A 23,002-nucleotide genomic window follows, 5' to 3' on the forward strand; every position below is an offset into this window, starting at 1 on the left:
GTTATCAGGCCCGTCGCTTGGTGGCCGAATCCATCCAGACTGCCAGTAAAAGAATTGCTCCCTTGACGATATACTGCCAAAACGTCGGGACGTCCATCATACTCATCCCGTTATCCAACGACGCCATAATAAATGCCCCCATGACCGCGCCCGCCACGCTACCGATACCCCCTGCGAGGCTGGTACCGCCAATGACGCAGGCGGCGATAGCATCCAGCTCGGCGATGTTACCGGCGGAGGGAGAGCCGGCGCCCAGTCTTGAGCTGAGGATCAGCCCGGCGATAGCGACCATCAGGCCGTTAATGGCGAAGACCGCGAGTTTGGTGCGTTCGACGTTAATACCCGAAAGCCGAGCAGCCTCAAGGTTGCCGCCAATGGCATAAATACGGCGGCCAAACGCGGTGCGCGTCGCCATAAACATACCGCCCAACAGTAAAAGTGCCAGCAGCAGGACGGGGGTCGGGACTCCGCGATAGTCGTTTAAAAGCCAGATGGCGCCCAGCACAATGACCGCCGTGAGCGCCTGACGCCCCACCACCGACGTTGACGCCGGAGAAGCGAGCCCCAGCGCCTGACGGCGCATGCGTCCACGCCACTGCCATGCGACAAACGCCAGCAATCCCACCACGCCGATAGTAAAGCCTATGCTGTCTGAGAGGTAACTCTGACCAATCTGCGACATGGCTGCACTGGTCGGGGAGACGGTGGTGCCGTTAGTGATGCCGATTAAGATCCCGCGGAAGGCCAGCATCCCTGCCAGGGTGACAATGAACGACGGCACTTTACGATAGGCTACCCACCAGCCGTTCCAGGCCCCCAGAACCAGACCCAGCACCAGCGTGACCGCCACGGTCAGCGGCAGCGGCCAGCCGAGCCATACGTCAAAAATCGCCGCCACGCCGCCGAGAAGTCCCATCATCGACCCGACCGACAGATCGATCTCCGCGGAGATAATCACGAACACCATGCCCACGGCCAGGATGCCGGTGATGGCGGTCTGGCGAAGCAGGTTGGAGACGTTTCGCGCGCTTAAGTACGAGCCATCGGTCATCCAGGTAAAGAACAGCATGATGACGATAATGGCCGCGATCATCACGAAGACCTGCAGGTTCAGCGCTTTTAGCCCTGCGAACGCACCGGGCGTCGGAACGGCGACTTTGATATCAGACGGATTGCTTTTCGACATGACGTTCGCTCCTTAAAGCGGCTTCCATCACCTGCTCCTGCGTCAGGTTCTGGTTAATCAGGTTGGCTTTCAGTTTCCCCTCATGCATGACCAGCACGCGGTCGCTCAGGCCGAGCACTTCGGGTAACTCCGACGAAATGACAATGACGGCAATCCCTTGCTGTACAAGCTGATTAATCAGTTTGTAGATTTCATATTTGGCACCGATATCAATCCCGCGCGTCGGTTCATCAAGGATTAATATGCGTGGATTAAGCAGCAGGCAGCGCGCCAGAATGGCTTTTTGCTGGTTGCCGCCGCTCAGGCGACCAATCGCCAGTTCCGGAGAGGATGTTTTGACCTTCAGACGGGCGAGTGACTGGAGGATGCACTGCTGCTCTGCGGCATCGTCCAGGCTGCTCAGCGCACCGGAGAAGCGATCGAGCGCCGCAAGCGTAATGTTTTTCCCTACCGCCATGACCGGCACGATGCCGTCTTTTTTGCGGTCTTCCGGCACCATGGCAATGCCGCGGGCGATCGCCTGCTGGCAGTTGTCGATTTTCACCGGCTGGCCGTCGATATAAATCGTGCCCTCCCAGCGCCCCGGCCACACGCCAAACAGACACTGTACGGCCTCCGTGCGCCCGGCACCGACTAACCCGGCAATACCGAGAATTTCGCCGCTGTGCAGAGAAAACGAGACGTTATTGACGCGCCTGATGTGGCGGTTAACGGGGTGCCACGCGGTCAGGTTTTCCACGCGCAGCACTTCATCTCCTTTGGTATGAGGTTCATTCGGGTAGAGCGCCGTCAGCTCGCGCCCTACCATCATGGTGATGATGTCATCTTCGCTCATCCCGGCGGCTTCACGCGTGCCGATGTGCTGCCCGTCGCGGATCACGCAGATGGTGTCCGAAATGGCTTTAACCTCGTTCAGCTTATGTGAAATGTAGATGCAGGCGATGCCGTGGTTTTGCAGATCGCGGATGATATTGAGCAGAACCACGGTTTCCTGTTCGGTGAGCGAGGCTGTAGGCTCATCGAGGATCAGCAGCCTGACCTGCTTATTGAGCGCTTTCGCTATTTCGACCAACTGCTGTTGCCCAAGGCCCAGGTCACCCACGCGGGTATCTGGTGAAATGCTGAGGCTCACCTGCGCCAGCAGCTTTTCACAGCGGAGCGTCATGGTGTCGTAATCCAGCACGCCGTGGCGGGAAATTTCGGCCCCGAGGAAAATGTTCTCCAGCACGGTGAGATGCTTCACCAGCGCCAGCTCCTGGTGGATGATGGCGATGCCTTTACGTTCGGTATCACGAATGTGTGTCGCCTGGATAACTTCACCGGCAAAGACGATTTCGCCTTCGTAGCTGCCGTGCGGGTAGATCCCGCACAGCACTTTCATCAGCGTCGACTTGCCCGAGCCGTTCTCGCCACACAGCGAAACCACTTCGCCGGGGTTCAACCGGAGGCTGACGTTATCGACGGCTTTCACCGTGCCGAAGCGCTTGGTGATGCTTTTCATTTCAAGTAAATAAGGCATAACTGCTCCACATAACCCGAGGGAAGAACAGTACAACGTGATGCGCCCCCGCAAAGCAGGGGACGCGCCGGATTACAGTTCGCTCTTCTTGTGGAAGCCGTCTTTAATGACGGTGGCGTCAATGTTCTCTTTATTGACTTCAATAGGGGTGAGCAGGCGAGCCGGAACGTCTTTCAGCCCGTTATTCAGCGTGGCGTCTGCTTTAGGTTGCTTGCCATTACCCAGTTCCACGGCGATTTCCGCCGCCGTATTGGCAAGCTCGGTAATCGGTTTGTAGACCGTCATGGTTTGGGTGCCTGCGATGATGCGTTTTACGCCAGCCAGATCGGCATCCTGTCCTGAAATGGCGACTTTACCGGCCAGCCCCTGTGCACTCAGGGCCTGGATAGCACCGCCTGCGGTGGCATCGTTGGAGGCCACAACCGCATCAATTTTGTTGTTGTTGGCCGTCAGCGCGTTTTCCATAATCTTCAGCGCGTTTTCTGGCAGCCAGCCGTCGGCCCACTGATCGCCGACCACTTTAATTTTCCCGTTGTCGATGTACGGCTTAAGGACTTTCATTTGCCCTTCGCGGAACAGCTTGGCGTTGTTATCCACCGGAGAGCCGCCCATCAGGAAATAATTGCCCTGAGGCACTTTGTCGATCAGGCTTTGCGCCTGTAATTCCCCGACTTTTTCATTGTCGAACGAAATATAATAATCAATGTCCGCATTATTAATCATGCGGTCATAGGCCAGGACTTTAATGCCTTCCTGTTTGGCTTCTTTCACCACGTTACTTAATACCTGGCCGTTATAGGGGATAATGACCAGCACATCGACGCCACGGTTAATCATATTCTCAATCTGCGACATTTGTGTTTCTTCGTTGCCGTTAGCCGACTGAACAAACACGCTGGCGCCGAGGGATTCTGCTTTTTTAACAAAAATATCGCGATCTTTTTGCCAGCGCTCCAGGCGCAGGTCGTCAATCGCCATGCCAATTTTGACCTCTTTGGCATGTCCTGCAAAGCTTGCAAGGAGGAGCGTAGTGCAGAGCGTTAGAGTCAGGTTCTTTATCTTCATAATTATTAGGCCTTTTTGTAGGGGTATATGTTGCTGAGATAAAAGAAACATTCACTGCTGGGACGCAGCAAATTTTTAACGCGGAAAGGCGGGCTGGCAATTACAGATTTTTATCTTCGCATTATGATATTTGGTTTATTTCTGAATTTATGACCGCGATCGGATTTTAAAATACGTAACGTCTTAATTACATTTGATTCTGGAATATGCGCCGAAAAATAGTTTGTCTGCGCATTATTTTGCGAGCCAGCGCACAGTTGTGCATTCTCTCAATAGCAGTGTGAAATAACGTAATTGAGCAACCCAAAATGTCTATTCACTATTACTCCTGTATCAACGACTCGCCGCATACCCTGATTATGGAGCTCAATATGCAAGCTTATTTCGACCAACTCGATCGTGTTCGTTACGAAGGCCCGAAAACGACCAATCCTTTAGCATTTCGTCACTACAACCCGGATGAGCTGGTGCTGGGTAAGCGCATGGAAGATCATCTGCGCTTTGCCGCCTGTTACTGGCATACCTTCTGCTGGAATGGCGCCGATATGTTCGGCGTGGGCTCCTTTGATCGCCCATGGCAGCAGCCGGGTGAGGCCATCGAACTGGCAAAGCGCAAAGCCGACGTTGCGTTTGAGTTCTTCCACAAGCTGAACGTGCCGTACTACTGCTTCCATGACGTCGACGTGTCGCCGGAAGGCGCATCGCTGAAAGAGTATCTGAACAACTTTGCACAGATGGTGGATGTACTGGCAGCAAAACAGCAGCAAAGCGGCGTAAAGCTGCTCTGGGGCACGGCAAACTGCTTCACTAACCCACGCTACGGCGCGGGTGCGGCAACCAACCCGGATCCGGAAGTGTTTATCTGGGCGGCCACGCAGGTGGTGACGGCAATGAACGCCACGCATCAGTTGGGCGGCGAAAACTATGTCCTGTGGGGCGGACGTGAAGGCTATGAAACCCTGCTCAACACCGATCTGCGTCAGGAGCGCGAGCAGATTGGCCGCTTTATGCAGATGGTTGTCGACCACAAGCACAAAATTGGCTTCCGCGGCACGCTGTTGATTGAGCCGAAGCCGCAGGAACCAACGAAGCATCAGTATGACTACGACGTGGCGACGGTGTATGGCTTCCTGAAGCAGTTCGGTCTGGAAAAAGAGATCAAAGTGAACATTGAGGCCAACCACGCCACGCTGGCGGGCCACTCTTTCCACCACGAGATCGCGTCTGCGATTGCGCTGGGCATCTTCGGCTCGGTCGATGCGAACCGTGGCGATGCGCAGCTGGGCTGGGACACCGATCAGTTCCCGAACAGCGTGGAAGAGAACGCGCTGGTGATGTACGAAATCATCAAAGCGGGTGGTTTCACTACCGGCGGCCTGAACTTTGACGCCAAAGTGCGTCGCCAGAGCACCGACAAATACGATCTGTTCTACGGCCACATTGGCGCGATGGACACCATGGCGCTGGCGCTGAAAGTGGCGGCACGTATGATTGAAGACGGCGAGCTGGATAAACGCGTGGCGAAGCGTTACAGCGGCTGGAACAGTGAACTGGGCCAGCAAATATTGAAAGGGCAGTTATCGCTTGCGGACATCGCGAAGTACGCTGAACAACATCAGCTGGCGCCGCAGCACCAGAGCGGGCACCAGGAACTGCTGGAAAATCTGGTTAATCACTACCTGTTCGATAAATAACAGCATTCAGGCCCGGTACGCGGAAGCGCCACCGGGCATTTCTGTCAAAGGAGTCACCGCAATGTATATCGGGATCGATCTGGGCACATCGGGTGTGAAAGCCATCCTGTTAAGCGAGCAGGGCGAGGTGTTAGCAACGCAGACAGAAAAGCTGCAGGTTTCACGTCCGCATCCGCTGTGGTCGGAACAGGACCCGGAGCAGTGGTGGCAGGCAACGGATCGTGCAATCAAAGCTTTAGGCGAGCAGCATAGCCTGCGCGACGTTAAAGCGCTGGGGATTGCCGGGCAAATGCACGGCGCTACGCTGCTGGACAGCGAGCATCGCGTGTTGCGACCCGCCATTCTCTGGAACGATGGCCGCTGTGCGGAAGAGTGCGCGCTTCTTGAGGCGCATGTACCCACGTCTCGTGAAATTACCGGCAACCTGATGATGCCCGGCTTTACGGCGCCCAAACTGCTGTGGGTGCAGCGACACGAGCCGGAGATTTTCCGTCAGGTGGCGAAAGTTCTGCTGCCGAAAGACTATCTGCGCTTTCGTATGACGGGCGATTTTGCTTCCGACATGTCCGATGCCGCAGGCACGATGTGGCTCGACGTGGCGAAACGCGACTGGAGCGAGGCGATGCTGGATGCTTGCCATCTAACCCGGGAACACATGCCCGCGCTGTTCGAAGGTAGCGAGGTAACAGGCACGTTGCTGCCGTACGTTGCGGAACGCTGGAATATGCCTGCCGTACCGGTGGTTGCCGGGGGCGGTGACAATGCCGCGGGTGCCGTGGGCGTCGGCATGGTTGAGGCAGGTCAGGCGATGCTGTCGCTGGGAACGTCTGGCGTCTATTTTGCCGTCAGTGACGGCTATCGCAGCAATCCCGAAAGCGCGGTGCACAGTTTCTGTCATGCGCTTCCTGGAAAATGGCATTTGATGTCGGTGATGCTGAGTGCAGCGTCGTGCCTGGACTGGGCGGCGAAGCTGACCGGGATGACCGATGTTCCTGCGTTGATTGCCGCAGCACAGCAGGCGGATGAAAATGCCGGTACCGTCTGGTTTTTACCGTATCTTTCCGGCGAACGTACGCCGCACAACAACCCGGAAGCGAAAGGGGTGTTTTTTGGTTTAACCCATCAGCATGGTCCGGCAGAACTGGCGCGTGCAGTTCTGGAAGGGGTGGGCTATGCGCTTGCCGACGGGATGGACGTGGTGCACGACTGCGGCCTGAAACCGACGAGCGTCACCCTGATTGGCGGAGGTGCGCGAAGCCCTTACTGGCGACAAATGCTTTCGGATATCAGCGGGTTGCAGCTAGATTTCCGCACGGGAGGGGATGTTGGCCCCGCGCTCGGCGCCGCGCGTCTGGCGCAGATTGCTATGAACCCGGAAAAACCGCTTTCACAACTGCTGCCGCAGCTTACCCTTGAGCAGGCGCATTTCCCGAACTCGGTAAACCATGCGCGGTACGCGGAAAGGCGCGCGGTATTCCGTAAAATCTACCAGCAGCTGCTGCCGCTAATGTCGTAAATACGCTTGTCCGGGAGAGGCACGAGGATGTCCTTTTTTGGTCTGTTCGTGCCTTCCTTTCCTTGCCAGTATGGTGTCACACCCACTGGCGAGGAGATCCATCATGTCACGTATTGCACTCATCAATATTGATACTCAGCAGTCCTTCCATCACCGCAATTACTGGCAGGAAAGCGAGATCCCTGCCTTTCAGCAGGCGATTCTGGGGCTGATTGATGGCTGCCAGGCACGCAATATCCCGGTCGTTGATATTTTTCATGTGGATGAAGACGGTCCTTTCACCCTGGAAAGCGGCTATGTCAAACCGATGGCCTTTTTACGTCATCAGCCGGATGTGGTTTTTCAGAAACACGTCCATAATGCCTTCACGGATACCGGGCTTGACCGCTGGCTGCGCGAGCGTGATATCAACCAGCTGATTATCTGCGGCATTCGCACTGAACAATGCTGTGAAACCACCGCCCGGGTGGCATCCGATCTGGGTTATGCTGTGACCTTTGTAAGCGAGGCGACGCTGACGTTTCCCATGACGTACAAAGGGATAACCCTTAGCGCAGCGGAAATTCGCCACCGTACCGAAACGGTACTGTCCGGGCGTTTTGCCGAAATTAAAACGGTAGCGGAGACGCTGGAGTCACTGTAATGCCCATCGACGTCTGGTTCGTCATGTTACCTGGAGTCCTGTCATTAGATATGACGGGCCCGGCGGAGACCTTTGTGCTGGCTGGCGACGCGTTTCGTCTGCATTACATTGGCCCGCAACCGGAGGTTACGACGTCGATTGGCCTGACGATGAACGGTGTTCAGCCATTGCCGGAGCGTCTTCCAGAGGGAAGTCTGCTGGTATTGCCCGGCGTGAGTGACTCCCGCTCTCAGTTTTCGACGCCACAGGCGTTACAGATACAGCACTGGCTGATGCGCCTGCAGCCGGTCATTTTGCACCGGGATATCATGGTAATGTGCGTCTGTTCAGGCGCTCTACTGGCGGCGAAATCGGGCCTGTTGAACAACCGTCAGTGTACAACCCACCATGACGTTATCGGCCGTTTACGCACTGCGGCTCCCACGGCGATGATTAAAGAAAACCGCATCTTTGTGCAGGATGAGAACATCTGGACCAGCGCAGGCATCACGTCTGGCATCGATCTGGCGCTGCATATGATTAACCGCCTGTGCGGCCCCGAAAAGGCGCTGAGTGTGGCGCGCGAGATGGTGGTCTGGTTCCGCCGTTCTGGTGACGATCCCCAGCTCTCCCCGTGGCTGCGCTACCGCAATCATCTTCATCCGGCGATCCATCGGGCGCAGGATGCGCTCACCGCCGAGCCGCAAAAAACGTGGAGCTTGCCTGATATCGCCGCGCTGGCGCACGTCAGCCCGCGCCATCTTACCCGGCTTTTCCAGACTCATTTAGGCATTAGCGTTCGCGATTATCTGGAGCAGCTGCGTCTGGCGGTGGCGGAGCAGTGGCTATTGCAGGGGCGCGGCGTGGAGCAGGCTTCGCTGGCGGCAGGGTTTTCCTCCCCGCGCCAGTACCATCGTGCCCGGCAGCGCAGCGTTAGCTGACGAAGCGGCGAACGTCTATTTTTTGCAGCAGCATCGACAGCAGCAGGCTGATCGCCAGCGTAGCGGCAAAAATCCAGATGATATCCAGCACCGGCCAGCTTTTTAGCTCAACGCCTCTTGTCCTAAGCGCGTGGATAACCAGCGCGTGAAAACCGTAAATCCCGAGAGAGTGTCGTGAAATGACGCTCAGTACGGGAAGGGGACGCGCATTCAGGGTGTTTTTAACGAGCGTGAGCAGCGATACGGCACAGATAAAGACCATCGGCCCGCAGTAGAGATACCAGGTATCGGCAAAATTACCGCGCCACTGCAGCTCATGCAGCGTCCCGCGTGAAATCACCGCCACGCCAGCGATAAACAGCGCCCCGCAGAGCCAGCTCAGACCGCGTTTTTGCGTCTCCATCATCCCGATGGCGCGCCCCAGCATGCCGTAAAGCACGTAGTAAAAGGTATCGCCGTTGATATAGAGGTTCACCGGCAGCCACTCAACGCCGTCGATTTTCTGCGAGACCGTATTCGGGTTGGCGACAATGCCAATGACCACCATCAGGGCCAGAAGCATTTTCCCGCTAACGTTTTTCACCTGAATGAGCGGGGAGACCAGATAGATAACGATAATGGCGAAGAAGAACCACAGGTGGTAGAACACCGGTTTTTGCAGCACGTATTTCAGCGATAGTCCGGCGTTTATTGAGGTAAACAGGGTGATATAGAGCAGGGCAACGGCGCTGTAAAACCCCAGGCAGGCCGCGATGCGGATGAAGTGCCTTGGCTGCGCGCTGCGCTCGCCAAAAAAGAGAAAGCCGGAAATCATAAAGAACAGCGGCACGCTGACGCGTGACGCAGAGTTGAGAATATTGGCGATATCCCAGTTAACGGGGCTGATGCTGTGGGCATTCGTAACGTACCAGGTCGTTGTGTGGATCATGACCACCATCAGACACGCTATTCCTCGCAGGTTATCAATCCAGTTAATTTTTGACGGCATCAGTTCCTCGTATTCCCTGTAAATTGAGTGTGACTCCCATTGTCCAAAAGTCTTCGTTTGGAAAATTCTGAGTTTTATGCGCAGGCTTGCCGGGAGACCGCGAGATTCGCAGAATGGCAGTCCTTAATCTATAAAAGTGTTGATACTAAAAATAACAGCCGCTGACCAGGACGGTAATAAAAATGATGATGAAGCGTGTGGCGTCACTCTTTCTGCTGTTGATCCTGGCGGGATGCAGTGCGCCGCAAGAAGCACCCGTGCAAAAAGCGCAGCAGGGTAAAATGAGCCCGGAACGTTCGCTGAATATGGAAGCGCTCTGTAAAGATCGGGCCGCTCGGCGCTATAACTCGGACGTTCAAAAAATTGATGTCACCGGGTTCGAGCGTTTTCAGGGAAGCTACGAGCTACGGGGCCATACGTCGCGCAAAGAGGGCTTTGTCTGCTCGTTTGATGCGGACGGTCAGTTTTTACACCTCTCCATGCGCTAGCCTGCTCGTATAATCAGCAGCCAGACGCCGTCAGCGTTCTGGCCGGAAGGCTTATTTCCCAATTTTCCCTAAACAACCCCGTTTCGTACTGTATATCTTGCAGCCAGCGGGTATACTGGTCCCTTCCATTTAAAACCACACGTATCCAGCACGAAATACTATGCAAAAGTTTGATACCAAGACCTTCCAGGGCCTGATCCTGACCTTACAGGATTACTGGGCTCGTCAGGGCTGTACCATTGTTCAACCTTTGGACATGGAAGTCGGCGCCGGCACTTCACACCCGATGACCAGTCTGCGTGCGTTGGGGCCAGAGCCAATGGCGACCGCGTATGTGCAGCCTTCCCGTCGTCCGACCGATGGTCGTTACGGTGAGAACCCGAACCGTCTGCAGCATTACTATCAGTTCCAGGTGGTGATTAAGCCATCACCCGACAACATTCAGGAACTGTACCTCGGGTCGCTGAAAGAGCTGGGTATGGATCCAACCATCCACGACATCCGTTTCGTGGAAGATAACTGGGAGAACCCAACGCTGGGTGCCTGGGGTCTGGGTTGGGAAGTGTGGCTTAACGGTATGGAAGTGACCCAGTTCACTTACTTCCAGCAGGTGGGTGGTCTGGAATGTAAGCCGATCACCGGTGAAATCACCTACGGTCTGGAACGTCTGGCGATGTACATTCAGGGCGTAGACAGCGTTTACGACCTGGTCTGGAGCGACGGCCCGCTGGGTAAAACCACCTACGGCGACGTGTTTCATCAGAACGAAGTGGAGCAATCCACCTATAACTTCGAATACGCTAACGTGGACTTCCTGTTCACCTGCTTCGAGCAGTACGAGAAAGAGGCACAGCAGCTGCTGGCGCTGGAGACTCCACTGCCGCTGCCTGCTTACGAGCGTATTCTGAAGGCCGCCCACAGTTTCAACCTGCTGGATGCCCGCAAAGCCATCTCCGTGACTGAACGTCAGCGCTACATTCTGCGTATTCGTACCCTGACCAAAGCCGTTGCAGAAGCTTACTATGCGTCCCGTGAAGCCCTTGGCTTCCCGATGTGCAACCGAAACAAATAAGAGGCGGCCATGTCTGAGAAAACTTTCCTGGTGGAAATCGGCACCGAAGAGCTGCCACCAAAAGCCCTGCGCAGCCTGGCTGAATCTTTTGCTGCGAACGTGACCGCCGAGCTGGATAACGCTGGCCTGGCGCACGGTAAAATTGAGTGGTTTGCTGCACCGCGCCGTCTGGCGCTGAAAGTGGCAAATCTGGCGGCGTCCCAGCCAGATCGCGAAGTCGAAAAACGTGGCCCGGCGATTGCCCAGGCGTTTGACGCTGAAGGCAAGCCGAGCAAAGCGGCGGAAGGCTGGGCGCGCGGCTGCGGCATCACCGTCGATCAGGCCGAGCGTCTGACCACGGATAAAGGCGAGTGGCTGCTGTACCGTGCGCACGTGAAGGGCGAAAGCGCGGAAGCGCTGCTGCCGGACATGATTGCCACGTCTCTGGCGAAGCTGCCTATTCCTAAGCTGATGCGCTGGGGCGCGTCTGATGTGCACTTTGTGCGTCCGGTTCACACCGTGACCCTGCTGCTGGGCGATACCGTTATTTCGGCCACCATTCTGGGCGTGGCGTCCGATCGCGTGATCCGCGGCCACCGCTTTATGGGCGAGCCAGAGTTCACCATCGACAATGCCGACCAGTACCCGCAGATCCTGCTGGAGCGCGGCAAGGTCATTGCTGACTACGAACAGCGTAAAGCCAAAATCAAAGCGGACGCGGAAGAAGCGGCACGCAAGATTGGCGGTAACGCCGACCTGAGCGACAGCCTGCTGGAAGAAGTGACCTCTCTGGTTGAATGGCCGGTTGTGCTGACCGCGAAGTTTGAAGAGAAATTCCTGGCCGTTCCGGCTGAAGCGCTGGTGTACACCATGAAGGGTGACCAGAAGTACTTCCCGGTCTATGCCAACGACGGCAAGCTGCTGCCAAACTTTATCTTCGTGGCAAACATCGAATCGAAAGATCCGAGCCAGATTATATCCGGTAACGAAAAAGTAGTGCGTCCGCGTCTGGCGGATGCCGAGTTCTTCTTCAATACCGACCGCAAAAAGCGTCTGGAAGATAACCTGCCGCGCCTGCAGACCGTACTGTTCCAGCAGCAGCTGGGAACGCTGCGCGACAAGACCGACCGTATTGCGGAACTGTCCGGCTGGATTGCCCGTGAAATCGGTGCGGACGTCAACCACGCAACCCGTGCTGGCCTGCTGTCTAAATGCGACCTGATGACCAACATGGTGTTCGAATTTACCGACACCCAGGGCGTGATGGGCATGCACTACGCGCGTCACGATGGCGAAGCGGAAGACGTGGCTGTTGCCCTGAACGAGCAGTATCAGCCGCGCTTTGCGGGTGACGAGCTGCCGTCCAACCCGGTTGCCTGTGCCGTGGCGATCGCCGATAAGATGGACACCCTGGCGGGTATCTTCGGTATCGGTCAGCATCCAAAAGGCGACAAAGACCCGTTTGCGCTGCGTCGTGCCGCGCTCGGCGTGCTGCGTATCATCGTTGAGAAGAACCTGAACCTGGATCTGCAGACCCTGACCGAAGAAGCGGTGCGTCTGTACGGCGACAAGCTGACCAACGCGAACGTGGTGGATGACGTGATCGACTTTATGCTCGGTCGTTTCCGCGCCTGGTATCAGGATGAAGGTTACACCGTCGACACCATTCAGGCGGTGCTGGCGCGTCGTCCGACCCGTCCGGCTGATTTCGATGCGCGTATGAAGGCGGTTTCCCACTTCCGTACGCTGGAAGCGGCATCTGCTCTGGCGGCGGCCAACAAGCGTGTATCCAACATTCTGGCGAAATCCGACGAGACGCTGAACGAGCGCGTGAACGCCGCGACGCTGAAAGAGCCGGAAGAGATCGCCCTGGCGATGCAGGTTGTGGTGCTGCGCGACAAGCTCGAGCCGGTCTTCGCGGAAGGTCGCTACCAGGAAGCGCTGGTGGAGCTGGCCGAGTTGCGTGACGTCATCGACGCCTTCTTCGAGAAAGTGATGGTAAACGTAGAAGATAAAGAGCTGCGTATTAACCGTCTCTCTATGCTCGAAAAACTGCGTGAGCTGTTCCTGCGCGTGGCGGATATTTCGCTGCTGCAGTAATGTGCCCGTTGTGACAAATGCTAAAAACCCGCTTCGGCGGGTTTTTTTATGGTGTTTTGCTGAAAATTTAACCTTGAAACCGTCAACACATTACCGCTATCCTTATCCACGTTAACTTTCTCGCGCTGGAGTGCCCCCCAAAAATGAACAAACACGACTGATGAATTTCGATCCTTGCTAAACGCCACCGCGTCGGCAGGGGATGTTTTGATTTCATTCAGGAGTGCTTATGGCTCATTTTGCGCAGTCCCCTTCTTTTATTCTGCATCAGGTCACCTGTCAGTTTCCGACGGGCGATACCCTTTTTGGCCCGCTGAATCTCACGCTGGAACCCTCCCTGTGCGCGCTGGTTGGCCGCAACGGCAGCGGAAAAACGCGTCTGCTGCGTCTGCTGGCGGGGCTGGACGAACCGGCTACCGGTCATATTGAACGCTTTGGCTCGCATGTATTTGTGGCGCAGCAGCATGTTATTTCTTCGCAGACGACGCTGGCTGAACTTCTCGGATATGATGCGATTTTTACTGCGCGTAAGCGCATCGACAGCGGTGATTACCAGCCTGACGATCTGGCGTTGCTCGACGGCTACTGGGATGTAGCCGAGCGACTGAGCGAGGCGTTTATCAATGCGAAGCTCCCGGCGTTTGATCCGGATAAGCCTGCCCAGGAACTCAGCGGCGGCGAGTGCATCCGCGCCCTGCTGTGCGGGGCGTTTACGGCTGAAGCGGATTTCATGCTGCTTGACGAACCGACTAACCATCTGGATCGACAAGGTCGGGCGTGGTTCTACGACCAGTTGAGTCGCTATCAGGGCGGCGTGCTGGTGGCCTCTCATGACCGCGAACTTCTGGAGCAGGTGCCGCGTATTCTTGAGCTGAGCGCCTCGGGTCTGTGCAGCTACGGCGGAAATTATGCGGATTATCAAGCCCAGCGCGATGCCGAACAGCAGGCTGCCCGCGCGGCGCTGGAACATGCGGCAACCGAGCGCAAACGCACCCGCGCGCGCATGCAAAAAGAGCATGATGACAGCCAGCGGCGGTCGGCAAAGACGTTACGCACCGTCGATACCCTGAATATCGCATCGTTCGAGCGGGTCAAATATAAAGGAGCGGCAAAGGAGCGGATCGGCTCATGGAAAAAACAGCACAGCGAGCAAAATGAAGCCCTGAACGCCGCGGTAAACAAGGCGCGTGAGCGGGTTGAAGACGATAACCCGGTGATGTTCACCCTGCCGGGAAGTCAGGTCCCGGAGGGCAAACAGGTACTGGTGCTGGAGGATCTGGTGCTGCCGCATGTGCCTGTTCCACCGCTTACCTGGCGTATGGACGGACCGATGCGCGTGGCGTTAAAGGGACCGAATGGCTGTGGGAAATCGACGTTGTTAAAAACCATCCTCGGCGAGGTTACTCCCTCTTCGGGTGCCTGTAAGGTATCCGTCAGCTGTGCTTATCTCGACCAGCATCTGTCGCAACTCGATCTCACGCAGTCGGTCATGACGCATCTCAATTTGAGTCATACCCCTCTGGAAGAGGGAGTATTGCGAACCCGTTTAGCACAGCTTCAACTGGGGGCCGACAAAGTGAAGCTCCCATTGGCGGAGCTCAGCGGCGGCGAGCGTCTTAAGGCTGCCCTGGCCTGCGCGCTGTGGCGTGCGGAGGCCACGCAGCTTCTTCTGCTGGATGAACCGACCAACCATCTGGATCTGGCTTCAGTCCAGGCCATTGAAGCGGCGCTGGCCGGTTTCCCCGGGGCTCTGCTGGTGGTATCACACGATGAGGCTTTTTTAAGAGGCCTGGCGTTAACGCATGAGCTGGTATGGGAAGAGGCGGGTTGGCGTTGTGATAGCCTGTAAAACACAAGCCCCCGCAAAGGCGGGGGCATTCAATCTTCATTACGCTATCTGTTTGCTGAGTGCAGGGTTGGCCTGAATCAGGCGCATCAGCCGTAACTCGGTTGGGGTGGGTTTCTCACGTTTTGACTCCCACTCCTGCACCATAGCCACGCTGACACCCATCGCTCTGGCGAATTCTTCGGTTTTCAGTCCTGTCCCTTTGCGCAATTGCTCATATTCTGTAAAGGGATTGGATTTTTGTTGCAGGGTAATCATCTGCGGTACATCTTTAAAAATGATCTGTTCCAGACTGCTCAGCAGTTCAAACTCAGGATCTTTATATTCCATTGAGGACTCCTCTTAAATCTCACATCGTGATCAAGAACATCAGAGAGCCAGTTAAGAATAGTCCCTAATACCAACCCAGGATCGTCACGGGTGTGATTAATTGTGCGGTAACGATCGCTGTATCCGATTCAGCAATATGGATAGTTATGCTAATTCCCTGATTAGTCATAGGTCAGCTTCGCCAGGTATTTTTTTGTAAATGATAAGAAATAAATCGGCAATAGCCGTTTTGCATGAAAAGAGTATCTTGCAAGGCTGACCTGGACTATCCTTGTCAGCGTCGGGCACGCGTGTGCCGGTGTGCGCTTTTTTGGGTGAAAGGAGTAATAAAATGGCGACAGGAAAGTCCTGCTCTCGCTGGTTTGCGCCTATTGCGGCGTTGTTGATGGTTGTTAGCCTGAGTGGGTGTTTTGATAAAGAAGGCGATCAGCGCAAAGCGTTTATCGATTTTCTGCAGAATACAGTGATGCGCAGCGGCGAGCGGTTGCCGACGCTGACTGCGGATCAGAAAAAACAGTTTGGTCCCTTCGTGTCCGATTACGCCATTCTTTATGGTTATTCACAGCAGGTGAGCCAGGCGATGGATTCCGGTATCCGCCCGGTAGTGGATAGCGTGAACGCCATCCGCGTTCCACAGGATTATGTGACGCAGCGTGAACCGCTGCGCCAGTCCAACGGTGCACTTGGCGTGCTGAGCCAGCAGTTGCAAAATGCGAAAATGCAGGCTGACGCGTCACGTTCTGCGCTCAAGCAAGGTGACGATCTTAAACCGGTCTTCGACAAAGTGTATGAGAAAGTGGTGACCAAGCCTTCTGAAGCGCTGCAACCGCTGATCCCGGCTGCGCAAATCTTCACGCAGCAACTGGTTCAGGTAGGTGACTTTATCGCGCAGCAGGATACGCAGGTGAGCTTTGTTGCCAACGGTATTCAGTTCCCGACCTCGCAGCAGGCAAGCCAGTATAATACGCTGATTGGGCCGCTGGCCTCCCAGCATCAGGCCTTTAGCCAGGCCTGGAGTGCGGCAGTCACTGCCACAGAATAAACCCAAAAACCCCCGCTTCTGGCGGGGTTTTTTTATGCCTGTCGAAAATAACGCTTGTCATTCCTCTACCACATCGGTATAACTATTCCCGTCGGTTTGTTACACAGACCTAAAGCAGTTTAGTAAAGCAGTCCAGATTGTTATCCATAGATACCCTTCGTAGTGACCCTTCCTTCATCGCTTAAAAATCTGTAACGCAATCCATCAAGCCGGAAGGCACAATATATTTGTTAATAAGGTAATTTCTATGTCTGCTAAAATGACTGGTCTGGTAAAATGGTTCAACGCTGATAAAGGTTTCGGCTTCATCACTCCTGACGATGGCTCTAAAGACGTGTTCGTACACTTCTCTGCTATCCAGAACGATGGCTACAAATCTCTGGACGAAGGTCAGAAAGTGTCCTTCACCATCGAAAGCGGCGCTAAAGGCCCAGCAGCTGGTAACGTTGTAAGCCTGTAAGCTTCCAACCCAGTAGCAAAAAATTTAAAAACCCGCCTTCTGGCGGGTTTTTTCGTTTCTACCGTTGCACCTGCGGGTTCACGCAGTTTATCTCCACCTTTCCGCTAAGGGCGGCAATTAGATTATCGACCGCCGTGGCCGCCATATTGTAGCGCGTCTCATGGGTGGCTGAACCGATGTGGGGCAGGGCAACCACGTTAGGCAGCGAAAGCAGCGGCGAATCCACCGGCAGCGGCTCCTGCTCAAACACGTCCAGACCTGCTGCATGGATCTGACCGTTTTTAAGGGCCTCAATCAGCGCCTTCTCATCCACCACCGGGCCACGACCCGCGTTGATGAAAATGGCTGACGTCTTCATTTTTTCAAACGCCTCTTTGCCAATCAGATGACGGGTTTCGTTCGTGAGCGGCAGAACCAGGCAGACAAAATCGGCTTCCTGCAGCAGGGTATCCAGCTCGCAGTAACGGGCGTTGAAGCGTTCTTCGGCTTCACCGTGATGGCGACGCGCGTTATACAGAATCGGCATGTTAAAACCAAAATGCGCGCGCTGCGCCAGCGCCAGCCCGATACGACCCATACCGACAATGCCCAGCGTCTTGCCGTGAACGTCCACGCCGAACCAGTCCGGACCAATGCTTTTTGTCCATTCGCCCGCTTTGACGCGCTCAGCCACTTCCACCACGCGACGGGCCGTGGTGAGCATCAGCGCCATCAGCGTATCGGCCACGGTTTCCGTCAGGGCATGTGGGGTATGCATCAGCAGGATCTTGCGGGCGTTAAGGGCATCCACGTCGAAGTTGTCGTAACCCACGGAAACGGTTGAGGTAGCACGAAGCTTCGGCATTTTTTCCAGCAGGGCGACATCCACTTTCTCGCTTGAACCCAGCAGGCCTTCGGCGCTGGCGAACGCGTCGGCGTGCTGTGCCACGGTTTCCGGGCTCAGGTTCTTCACCTGCGTGACGGTGAAGTGTTCTTCAAGGCGTTTCTGCAGATCTTCCGGCAGTGCTTTATACAAAATGACGGACGGCTTCATGCTAATCTCCGTTGATTTTTAAGGATTCAGGCGTGGCGAGCGCCGATAGGGTGTTGTTGATTATTAGCAGGCTTAACAATCAGAGTAAGCCACACGGAGGCGAAAAGCGCCACCCCCATAAAGATGTACGATGCGGACGGGCTGCCGGTGGCACCGTTCAGGTAGCCGACGAACCAGGAGCCGCAGAACGAGCCCAGCGCACCCATGCTGTTAATTAACGCCATTGCGCCACCCGCAACGTTACGCGGGAGCATCTCCGGGATGATGGCAAAGAACGGTCCGTAAGGGGCGTACATGGCCGCACCGGCAATCACCAGCAGGGTGTAAGAGGCCCAGAAATGGTTTGCGCCCACGGCCCAGGAGCCAATAAAGGCGAAGGCAGCAATCAGCAGCAGCGGCCAGACAAACAATTTACGGTTCTGCAGCTTGTCCGATGCCCAGGAGACGACGATCATGGCGATGGTTGCCGCCAGATATGGTACGGATGACAGCCAGCCTACTTCGACCATGCCGAGGTTCTCGCCGCCGCTGCGGATAATGGACGGCAGCCACAGCACAAAGCCGTACACGCCAATGCTCCAGGTAAAATACTGCGCGCAGAGCAGGATCACGTTACGCGAGCGGAAGGCTTCGCCGTAGTTACGTACCGCCTTCAGGCCCTGCTGTTCTTTGTCCAGTTGCGCCTGCAGCGCCGCTTTTTCATCTTCAGAAAGCCATTTCGCCTGGGCTGGTTTATCTTTCACCAGCACCCACCAGCAGAAGGCCCAGATAATCGCCGGCACCCCTTCAATGATAAACATTTCGCGCCAGCCGAAGGACTGGATCAGGTAGCCGGACACCACCGACATCCACAGTACCGTTACCGGGTTACCGAGGATAAGGAAGGTATTCGCGCGCGAGCGTTCAGATTTGGTAAACCAGTTGCTGATGTAGATCAGCATCGCCGGCATAACCGCCGCCTCAACGACGCCGAGGATAAAGCGAATGGCGGCCAGGGCAGGAATATTGTTCACCATGCCGGTCAGTGACGCGCAGGCGCCCCACAGGATCAGACAGATGAAGATCAGCTTACGCACGCTGCGGCGTTCCGCATAAATCGCGCCGGGGATCTGGAAGAAGAAGTAGCCCAGGAAGAAAAGGGCACCCAGCAGGGAGGAGATACCTTTGGTGATGCCAAGGTCCTCTGTGATCCCTGCCGCAGACGCGAAGCTGAAGTTGGCACGGTCAAGGTACGCCAGGCTGTACGTGATAAACACGATTGGCATGATGTACCACCAGCGTTTTACTGCATTGGTCGAACTGTTCATAGGCTTGCCTCTGTTGTTGAGGTTGTTACCGCCGTTGTCTGTAGGGTACACGGTGGCTTAATTATTTGGTGCGGCTTGCTGCCCTCACCCTGGCCCTCTCCCACAGGGAGAGGGAATTTAAACGCCGAGCTGTGCTCGCGTTGGTAATCCTTCGCTGTCGCCCTGCACCTGAATGGCCAGCGAGCCAATCTTGTTGCCTCGCGCGACGGCCTGCGGCAGCGTTTTGCCTTCCAGCAGGGCGCTAATCACGCCCACGGCAAAGCCGTCGCCCGCGCCGACGGTGTCGACTACGTTCTCGACCTTCACCGCCGCGACCGCGCCCTGTTCGCCGTCGGCCGTTTTAAACCATGCGCCATCAGCACCGGTTTTCAGCACCACCGCTTTTACCCCTTTATTCAAATAGAAATCGGCAATGCCTTCCGGCGTGCTTTCGCCTGTGAGGATCATCCCTTCTTTCAGGCCTGGCAGAACCCAGTCCGCCCTGAACGCCAGACGGTTCAGTTTCTCCACCATTTCCGCTTCGCTTTTCCACAGCACCGGGCGCAGGTTGGGGTCGAACGATATGGTTTTCCCCTGGGCTTTCAGGGTGGCTGCCGCATGATCCAGCAGCTCATACGAGCTGGCAGACAGCGCGGCCGCCACGCCGCTCAGGTGCAGATGGCGCGCGGCGGCAAAGTAATCTGTGTGGTAATCCGCGACAGACAGGTGGCTTGCGGCCGATCCTTTACGGAAATACTCCACGATGGGATCGGTTCCATTTTCGACCTTAGATTTAAGCTGAAAGCCGGTAGGGAAGCGTCCGTCGAGGGTGACGCCTGCGGCATCAATCCCCTCTTTTTTCAGCGAATCGAGAACGAAATGACCAAAGCTGTCATCCCCCACGCGGCTGACCCAGCCCACGTTCAGGCCAAGACGCGCCAGGCCGGTTGCGACGTTGAGTTCAGCGCCTGCGACGCGTTTGATAAAGTGCTCTACCGCGCTCAGCTCGCCCGTTTCGGTGGCGACAAACATCGCCATGGCCTCGCCGATCGTGATGACATCCAGCGTCTTGTGCATGGTTTACTCCTCGCGCAGCAGGTTGACGTAATGGCGGGTAACGGCGGTTAAATCCGCCCCTTCCAGCGGGAACTCGATACCGCGCGGGGCATCGGCAGGCAGCTGGCCGAGCAGATCCAGCCAGCGCGCATCGGCGCGATCCGGCGCCACTGCGCGGAAGTTATCTTTGTGCGGCACGGCGGCTTTCACGTGGATATAGCTCACCGCAGGGGCCAGATGACGGGCGGCCTCTTCGGGGGAATCGCCAACCCATAGCCAGTTGCCCATGTCGAAGGTTAGCGTGACGGGTAAAGCCATTTCCCGACAGGCGGCCTGGAAGCGCTGCATGGGGGCGAGCTGCCCGCAGTCGGTCTGATCGTTCTCCACGACCAGCGCCATACCGCTTGCATTAAGCAGGCTACGCAAGTCGTCAAGAGGCTGCGCGTCGCGGAAATGGCCCAGGGAAACCTTCAGCCACAGGGCGTTCAGGGTGTTGGCTTCAGAAAGATAGCGGGGCAGGTCCGGGTTGAGGTTGCCGTCGGGCATAAACAGGGCGGCGGGTGCGGAGTAGCACGCCAGCAGGCCCAGCAGCTCAATGGATTCACCCAGCGCAGGCAGTGCCAACAGCTCTTCGCTGTTGAACAGTTCCCGGCGGATCTCCACGCCGTCTGCCCCTGCGCCTGCAATAACGGGAAGCATCGCCCGCTGACCGCCTGCCTGTCGCACCGGTTCCGCACCGTACGCGGCGGTGACCACCATAATTTTCCTGCCCATCTTCGGACTCCATCGCAACATATCAATACTATTACGCTAGATGGAACCGGTTCCAAAGAAAAGGTCAGGATGTTGAATCTATGATCGCTATCACAAGGGAAATTTAACGCGCGGTGGAGCCACGAACGATCAGCTCGCCGGAGAAGACCTGCTCGCGAACGGCATCGCTGGTGCCTTCAATACGACGAACCACTTGTTCAACAGCAGCATAACCAATTTGCCAGGTGGGCTGCTTGAGGGTGGTAATGCCTACGCCAGCCAGTTCCGCCCACTCCAGTTCATCAAACCCCAGCAGACCGATGTCGCTGCCCCAGTGAAGGCCAATGCGCTTGAGCGAGCGGGCGACCTGAAGCGTCAGCGCTCCGTTGGCCGAGATAACGGCTTTGCGCATCCCGCGATGGCGCGTGTGGAACTGACGCAGGGTGTTGTCGAGCTGCCCGGCTTCGTGAAGCGGCGTTTCGGCATTTTCGGCGATCACGCCGGGATAACGCTCCAGCGTGGCGCGAAATGCGCTCAGGCGCTCGCGTCGGGTGTTGACCATCCCCAGCGGTTCACTCAGAAACAGAATGGCCTCGAAGCCCTGTTCAATCAGATGTTCGGTGGCGGTCGTGGCGGCCTGGGTGTTATCCAGCCCGACCACGTCGCAGGCAAATTCCGGGATTTTACGGTCGATGAGGACCATGGGCAGGGAGGATTGCTGCAGGCGATTTAAGCCTTCTTCACGCATGCCTACCGCGTTGACCACAATCCCTTCCACCTGATAGCTGCGCAGCAGGTCGAGATAATGCAGCTCCTGGTCGACTTCGTTGTTGGTATTACAGACCAGCGGCGTAAAGCCTTTCTCGCGACAGGCGGCTTCGATACCGCTGAGCACGTTAACGGAGTAGGGATTAGTGATATCGGCGATGATAAGTCCGATAAGACGGGTGCGACCGCGTTTTAGCCCGCGCGCCATGAGGCTGGGACGGTAGTCGAGATCGGCAATGGCCTGTTCAATTCGCGCCAGCAACGCATCGGACAGCAGGTGTTTCTCACCGTTAAGGTAGCGCGAAATGCTGGTTTTACCGGTTTTGGCGGCTTTCGCCACGTCGCTGATGGTGGCCCGGGCTGGTTTGCTCATCGCTGATTTCCCTGAATTTAGTGAGAATACCTTAGCGGGAAAATCGGACGAATCAAGTAATTTGCCCGGTGGCGCTGCGCTTACCGGAGGTTGTGGCCTGATGCCCTCCCCCCAACCCTCTCCCACGGGAGAGGGCGCAAACACTAAAAACGGCAACGGGGTTGCCGTTTTGCTTTTACCTACTGAATTGGGCTCAACGTAATCTCAACGCGGCGGTTCTGCGCTTTGCCTTCCGCCGTGCTGTTGCTGGCGATAGGGTTGGCAGGGCCCATGCCGCTGGTGCGGATGCGGTTTGCTTCAACGCCCTGAGTGATGAGCGAGCTGGCCACGGCGTCGGCGCGCTGCTGGGACAGACGCATGTTCAGATCCTGGCTGCCGGTGCTATCGGTATAGCCCATCACGTTCACGGCAGTCTTGTTGTACTCTTTCAGCACCATTGCCACGCCGGTGAGCGTGTTCGCACCTGCTGGTTTCAGCGTTGCGCTGCTGCTGTCGAAGGTCACGTTGTTCGGCATGTTCAGGATGATGCTATCGCCGCTGCGCGTCACGCTCACGCCGGTTCCCTTCATTTTGTCGCGCAGCTTCGCTTCCTGCACATCCATGTAATAACCAACGCCGCCGCCCAGCGCCGCGCCCGCCGCTGCGCCAATCAGAGCGCCTTTGCCGCGGTCTTTCTTGGAGGAGGAGAGCGCCCCAACGCCTGCGCCGACCAGCGAGCCGATACCCGCGCCAATGCCGGATTTACCCGCTTCGCGTTCACCGGTGTAAGGGTTGGTTGTGCAGCCAGAAACAGCCAGGGCACCGCTCACCAGAGCGGCAATAACGAGTACGCGTTTTTTCATCTTCTTTCCTTAATCCTTTTTATTCTTTGCCACGGCGAGCGTG

The 23,002-nt window shown here is 56.3% G+C and carries 21 protein-coding genes; 10 read left to right on the plus strand and 11 right to left on the minus strand.

Annotated elements, in window-relative coordinates; translation table 11 throughout:
- Positions 1-4 precede the first annotated feature (4 nt).
- The 3 genes from xylH to xylF form a co-directional block, all read right to left on the minus strand.
- Positions 5-1,186 carry a xylose ABC transporter permease XylH gene (gene xylH, locus KGP22_RS00740; protein ID WP_041911621.1) on the minus strand — a complete coding sequence of 394 codons (1,182 nt, stop codon included), beginning with the start codon at positions 1,184-1,186 and terminating at the stop codon, positions 5-7.
- Positions 1,164-2,705, minus strand: coding sequence for a xylose ABC transporter ATP-binding protein (locus KGP22_RS00745; RefSeq protein ID WP_223580920.1), 1,542 nt, complete (start codon positions 2,703-2,705; stop codon positions 1,164-1,166). The genes xylH and KGP22_RS00745 overlap by 23 nt, the downstream gene beginning before the upstream one ends.
- A gap of 72 nt (positions 2,706-2,777) precedes the next feature.
- Positions 2,778-3,770, minus strand: coding sequence for a D-xylose ABC transporter substrate-binding protein (gene xylF / locus KGP22_RS00750; RefSeq protein WP_111964335.1), 993 nt, complete (start codon positions 3,768-3,770; stop codon positions 2,778-2,780).
- Between the two features lie 371 nt (positions 3,771-4,141).
- Between xylF and xylA the strand changes: the two genes are divergently transcribed.
- The 4 genes from xylA to KGP22_RS00770 all read left to right on the plus strand — a co-directional run bounded on the left by xylA (position 4,142) and on the right by KGP22_RS00770 (position 8,543).
- Positions 4,142-5,464 (plus strand): xylose isomerase, encoded by a 1,323-nt coding sequence (xylA, locus tag KGP22_RS00755; RefSeq protein WP_223582513.1) that lies wholly within the window; start codon positions 4,142-4,144, stop codon positions 5,462-5,464.
- A gap of 61 nt (positions 5,465-5,525) precedes the next feature.
- A complete protein-coding gene (gene xylB / locus KGP22_RS00760; RefSeq protein ID WP_149367253.1) occupies positions 5,526-6,980 on the plus strand; it encodes a xylulokinase in 1,455 nt (484 codons plus the stop codon).
- Between the two features lie 103 nt (positions 6,981-7,083).
- The gene (locus KGP22_RS00765; RefSeq protein WP_111964337.1) at positions 7,084-7,623 is read left to right on the plus strand and encodes a cysteine hydrolase family protein; all 540 of its coding nucleotides are present in this window, start codon (positions 7,084-7,086) and stop codon (positions 7,621-7,623) included.
- Positions 7,623-8,543, plus strand: coding sequence for a helix-turn-helix domain-containing protein (locus KGP22_RS00770; protein ID WP_223580922.1), 921 nt, complete (start codon positions 7,623-7,625; stop codon positions 8,541-8,543). The genes KGP22_RS00765 and KGP22_RS00770 overlap by 1 nt, the downstream gene beginning before the upstream one ends.
- On the opposite strand, the gene KGP22_RS00775 is transcribed toward KGP22_RS00770, so the two are convergent.
- Positions 8,536-9,531: an acyltransferase gene (locus KGP22_RS00775; protein WP_111964339.1), complete on the minus strand. Its 996-nt coding sequence runs from the start codon at positions 9,529-9,531 to the stop codon at positions 8,536-8,538. The two genes, KGP22_RS00770 and KGP22_RS00775, sit on opposite strands and share 8 nt — an antisense overlap.
- A gap of 182 nt (positions 9,532-9,713) precedes the next feature.
- On the opposite strand from KGP22_RS00775, the gene KGP22_RS00780 reads away from it, so the two are divergent.
- The 4 genes from KGP22_RS00780 to KGP22_RS00795 all read left to right on the plus strand — a co-directional run bounded on the left by KGP22_RS00780 (position 9,714) and on the right by KGP22_RS00795 (position 15,019).
- A complete protein-coding gene (locus tag KGP22_RS00780; protein WP_024909071.1) occupies positions 9,714-10,019 on the plus strand; it encodes a YsaB family lipoprotein in 306 nt (101 codons plus the stop codon).
- 160 nt (positions 10,020-10,179) lie between these two features.
- A complete protein-coding gene (gene glyQ, locus KGP22_RS00785) occupies positions 10,180-11,091 on the plus strand; it encodes a glycine--tRNA ligase subunit alpha (RefSeq protein ID WP_223580924.1) in 912 nt (303 codons plus the stop codon).
- Between the two features lie 9 nt (positions 11,092-11,100).
- On the plus strand, positions 11,101-13,170 hold the full coding sequence (glyS, locus tag KGP22_RS00790; RefSeq protein ID WP_223580926.1) for a glycine--tRNA ligase subunit beta: 2,070 nt from the start codon (positions 11,101-11,103) through the stop codon (positions 13,168-13,170).
- Between the two features lie 229 nt (positions 13,171-13,399).
- Positions 13,400-15,019 carry an ABC-F family ATP-binding cassette domain-containing protein gene (locus KGP22_RS00795; RefSeq protein ID WP_149367249.1) on the plus strand — a complete coding sequence of 540 codons (1,620 nt, stop codon included), beginning with the start codon at positions 13,400-13,402 and terminating at the stop codon, positions 15,017-15,019.
- Between the two features lie 39 nt (positions 15,020-15,058).
- Here the strand turns inward: KGP22_RS00795 and KGP22_RS00800 are convergent, their stop codons facing one another.
- The gene (locus tag KGP22_RS00800) at positions 15,059-15,346 is read right to left on the minus strand and encodes an HTH-type transcriptional regulator (RefSeq protein ID WP_111964342.1); all 288 of its coding nucleotides are present in this window, start codon (positions 15,344-15,346) and stop codon (positions 15,059-15,061) included.
- Between the two features lie 331 nt (positions 15,347-15,677).
- Here KGP22_RS00800 and KGP22_RS00805 point away from each other — a divergent pair, with 331 nt between their 5' ends.
- Both KGP22_RS00805 and cspA read left to right on the plus strand, forming a co-directional pair.
- Positions 15,678-16,388: a DUF3053 domain-containing protein gene (locus KGP22_RS00805; RefSeq protein WP_014882044.1), complete on the plus strand. Its 711-nt coding sequence runs from the start codon at positions 15,678-15,680 to the stop codon at positions 16,386-16,388.
- 247 nt (positions 16,389-16,635) lie between these two features.
- Positions 16,636-16,848 carry an RNA chaperone/antiterminator CspA gene (gene cspA, locus KGP22_RS00810; RefSeq protein ID WP_003860775.1) on the plus strand — a complete coding sequence of 71 codons (213 nt, stop codon included), beginning with the start codon at positions 16,636-16,638 and terminating at the stop codon, positions 16,846-16,848.
- A gap of 58 nt (positions 16,849-16,906) precedes the next feature.
- Here cspA and ghrB read toward each other — a convergent pair whose 3' ends face one another.
- From ghrB to KGP22_RS00840, 6 genes are all read right to left on the minus strand, one after another.
- Positions 16,907-17,881, minus strand: coding sequence for a glyoxylate/hydroxypyruvate reductase GhrB (ghrB, locus tag KGP22_RS00815; RefSeq protein ID WP_115876665.1), 975 nt, complete (start codon positions 17,879-17,881; stop codon positions 16,907-16,909).
- Positions 17,882-17,907: 26 nt separating this feature from the next.
- Positions 17,908-19,188, minus strand: coding sequence for an MFS transporter (locus tag KGP22_RS00820; protein ID WP_223580928.1), 1,281 nt, complete (start codon positions 19,186-19,188; stop codon positions 17,908-17,910).
- A gap of 117 nt (positions 19,189-19,305) precedes the next feature.
- A complete protein-coding gene (locus KGP22_RS00825) occupies positions 19,306-20,244 on the minus strand; it encodes a sugar kinase (protein WP_223580930.1) in 939 nt (312 codons plus the stop codon).
- A gap of 3 nt (positions 20,245-20,247) precedes the next feature.
- Complete coding sequence (locus KGP22_RS00830) at positions 20,248-20,997, minus strand: sugar phosphate isomerase/epimerase (RefSeq protein WP_223580932.1); 750 nt, start codon at positions 20,995-20,997, stop codon at positions 20,248-20,250.
- A gap of 103 nt (positions 20,998-21,100) precedes the next feature.
- Positions 21,101-22,117: a LacI family DNA-binding transcriptional regulator gene (locus KGP22_RS00835; protein ID WP_008502761.1), complete on the minus strand. Its 1,017-nt coding sequence runs from the start codon at positions 22,115-22,117 to the stop codon at positions 21,101-21,103.
- Between the two features lie 179 nt (positions 22,118-22,296).
- Positions 22,297-22,959 (minus strand): OmpA family lipoprotein, encoded by a 663-nt coding sequence (locus KGP22_RS00840; RefSeq protein ID WP_149367245.1) that lies wholly within the window; start codon positions 22,957-22,959, stop codon positions 22,297-22,299.
- Between the last annotated feature and the right edge of the window lie 43 nt (positions 22,960-23,002).

It is taken from the genome of Enterobacter sp. JBIWA005, assembly GCF_019968805.1.
Taxonomy (GTDB): domain Bacteria; phylum Pseudomonadota; class Gammaproteobacteria; order Enterobacterales; family Enterobacteriaceae; genus Enterobacter; species Enterobacter vonholyi.

Coding starts and splice junctions, on each gene's coding strand:
- ghrB (WP_115876665.1), bottom strand. CDS start 17,881: ATGAAGCCGTCCGTCATTTTGTATAAAGCACTGCCGGAAGATCTGCAG.
- glyS (WP_223580926.1), top strand. CDS start 11,101: ATGTCTGAGAAAACTTTCCTGGTGGAAATCGGCACCGAAGAGCTGCCA.
- xylH (WP_041911621.1), bottom strand. CDS start 1,186: ATGTCGAAAAGCAATCCGTCTGATATCAAAGTCGCCGTTCCGACGCCC.
- xylB (WP_149367253.1), top strand. CDS start 5,526: ATGTATATCGGGATCGATCTGGGCACATCGGGTGTGAAAGCCATCCTG.
- KGP22_RS00775 (WP_111964339.1), bottom strand. CDS start 9,531: ATGCCGTCAAAAATTAACTGGATTGATAACCTGCGAGGAATAGCGTGT.
- KGP22_RS00820 (WP_223580928.1), bottom strand. CDS start 19,188: ATGAACAGTTCGACCAATGCAGTAAAACGCTGGTGGTACATCATGCCA.
- xylF (WP_111964335.1), bottom strand. CDS start 3,770: ATGAAGATAAAGAACCTGACTCTAACGCTCTGCACTACGCTCCTCCTT.
- KGP22_RS00795 (WP_149367249.1), top strand. CDS start 13,400: ATGGCTCATTTTGCGCAGTCCCCTTCTTTTATTCTGCATCAGGTCACC.
- cspA (WP_003860775.1), top strand. CDS start 16,636: ATGTCTGCTAAAATGACTGGTCTGGTAAAATGGTTCAACGCTGATAAA.
- KGP22_RS00805 (WP_014882044.1), top strand. CDS start 15,678: ATGGCGACAGGAAAGTCCTGCTCTCGCTGGTTTGCGCCTATTGCGGCG.
- KGP22_RS00840 (WP_149367245.1), bottom strand. CDS start 22,959: ATGAAAAAACGCGTACTCGTTATTGCCGCTCTGGTGAGCGGTGCCCTG.
- KGP22_RS00770 (WP_223580922.1), top strand. CDS start 7,623: ATGCCCATCGACGTCTGGTTCGTCATGTTACCTGGAGTCCTGTCATTA.
- glyQ (WP_223580924.1), top strand. CDS start 10,180: ATGCAAAAGTTTGATACCAAGACCTTCCAGGGCCTGATCCTGACCTTA.
- KGP22_RS00835 (WP_008502761.1), bottom strand. CDS start 22,117: ATGAGCAAACCAGCCCGGGCCACCATCAGCGACGTGGCGAAAGCCGCC.
- KGP22_RS00830 (WP_223580932.1), bottom strand. CDS start 20,997: ATGGGCAGGAAAATTATGGTGGTCACCGCCGCGTACGGTGCGGAACCG.
- KGP22_RS00800 (WP_111964342.1), bottom strand. CDS start 15,346: ATGGAATATAAAGATCCTGAGTTTGAACTGCTGAGCAGTCTGGAACAG.
- KGP22_RS00745 (WP_223580920.1), bottom strand. CDS start 2,705: ATGCCTTATTTACTTGAAATGAAAAGCATCACCAAGCGCTTCGGCACG.
- xylA (WP_223582513.1), top strand. CDS start 4,142: ATGCAAGCTTATTTCGACCAACTCGATCGTGTTCGTTACGAAGGCCCG.
- KGP22_RS00780 (WP_024909071.1), top strand. CDS start 9,714: ATGATGATGAAGCGTGTGGCGTCACTCTTTCTGCTGTTGATCCTGGCG.
- KGP22_RS00765 (WP_111964337.1), top strand. CDS start 7,084: ATGTCACGTATTGCACTCATCAATATTGATACTCAGCAGTCCTTCCAT.
- KGP22_RS00825 (WP_223580930.1), bottom strand. CDS start 20,244: ATGCACAAGACGCTGGATGTCATCACGATCGGCGAGGCCATGGCGATG.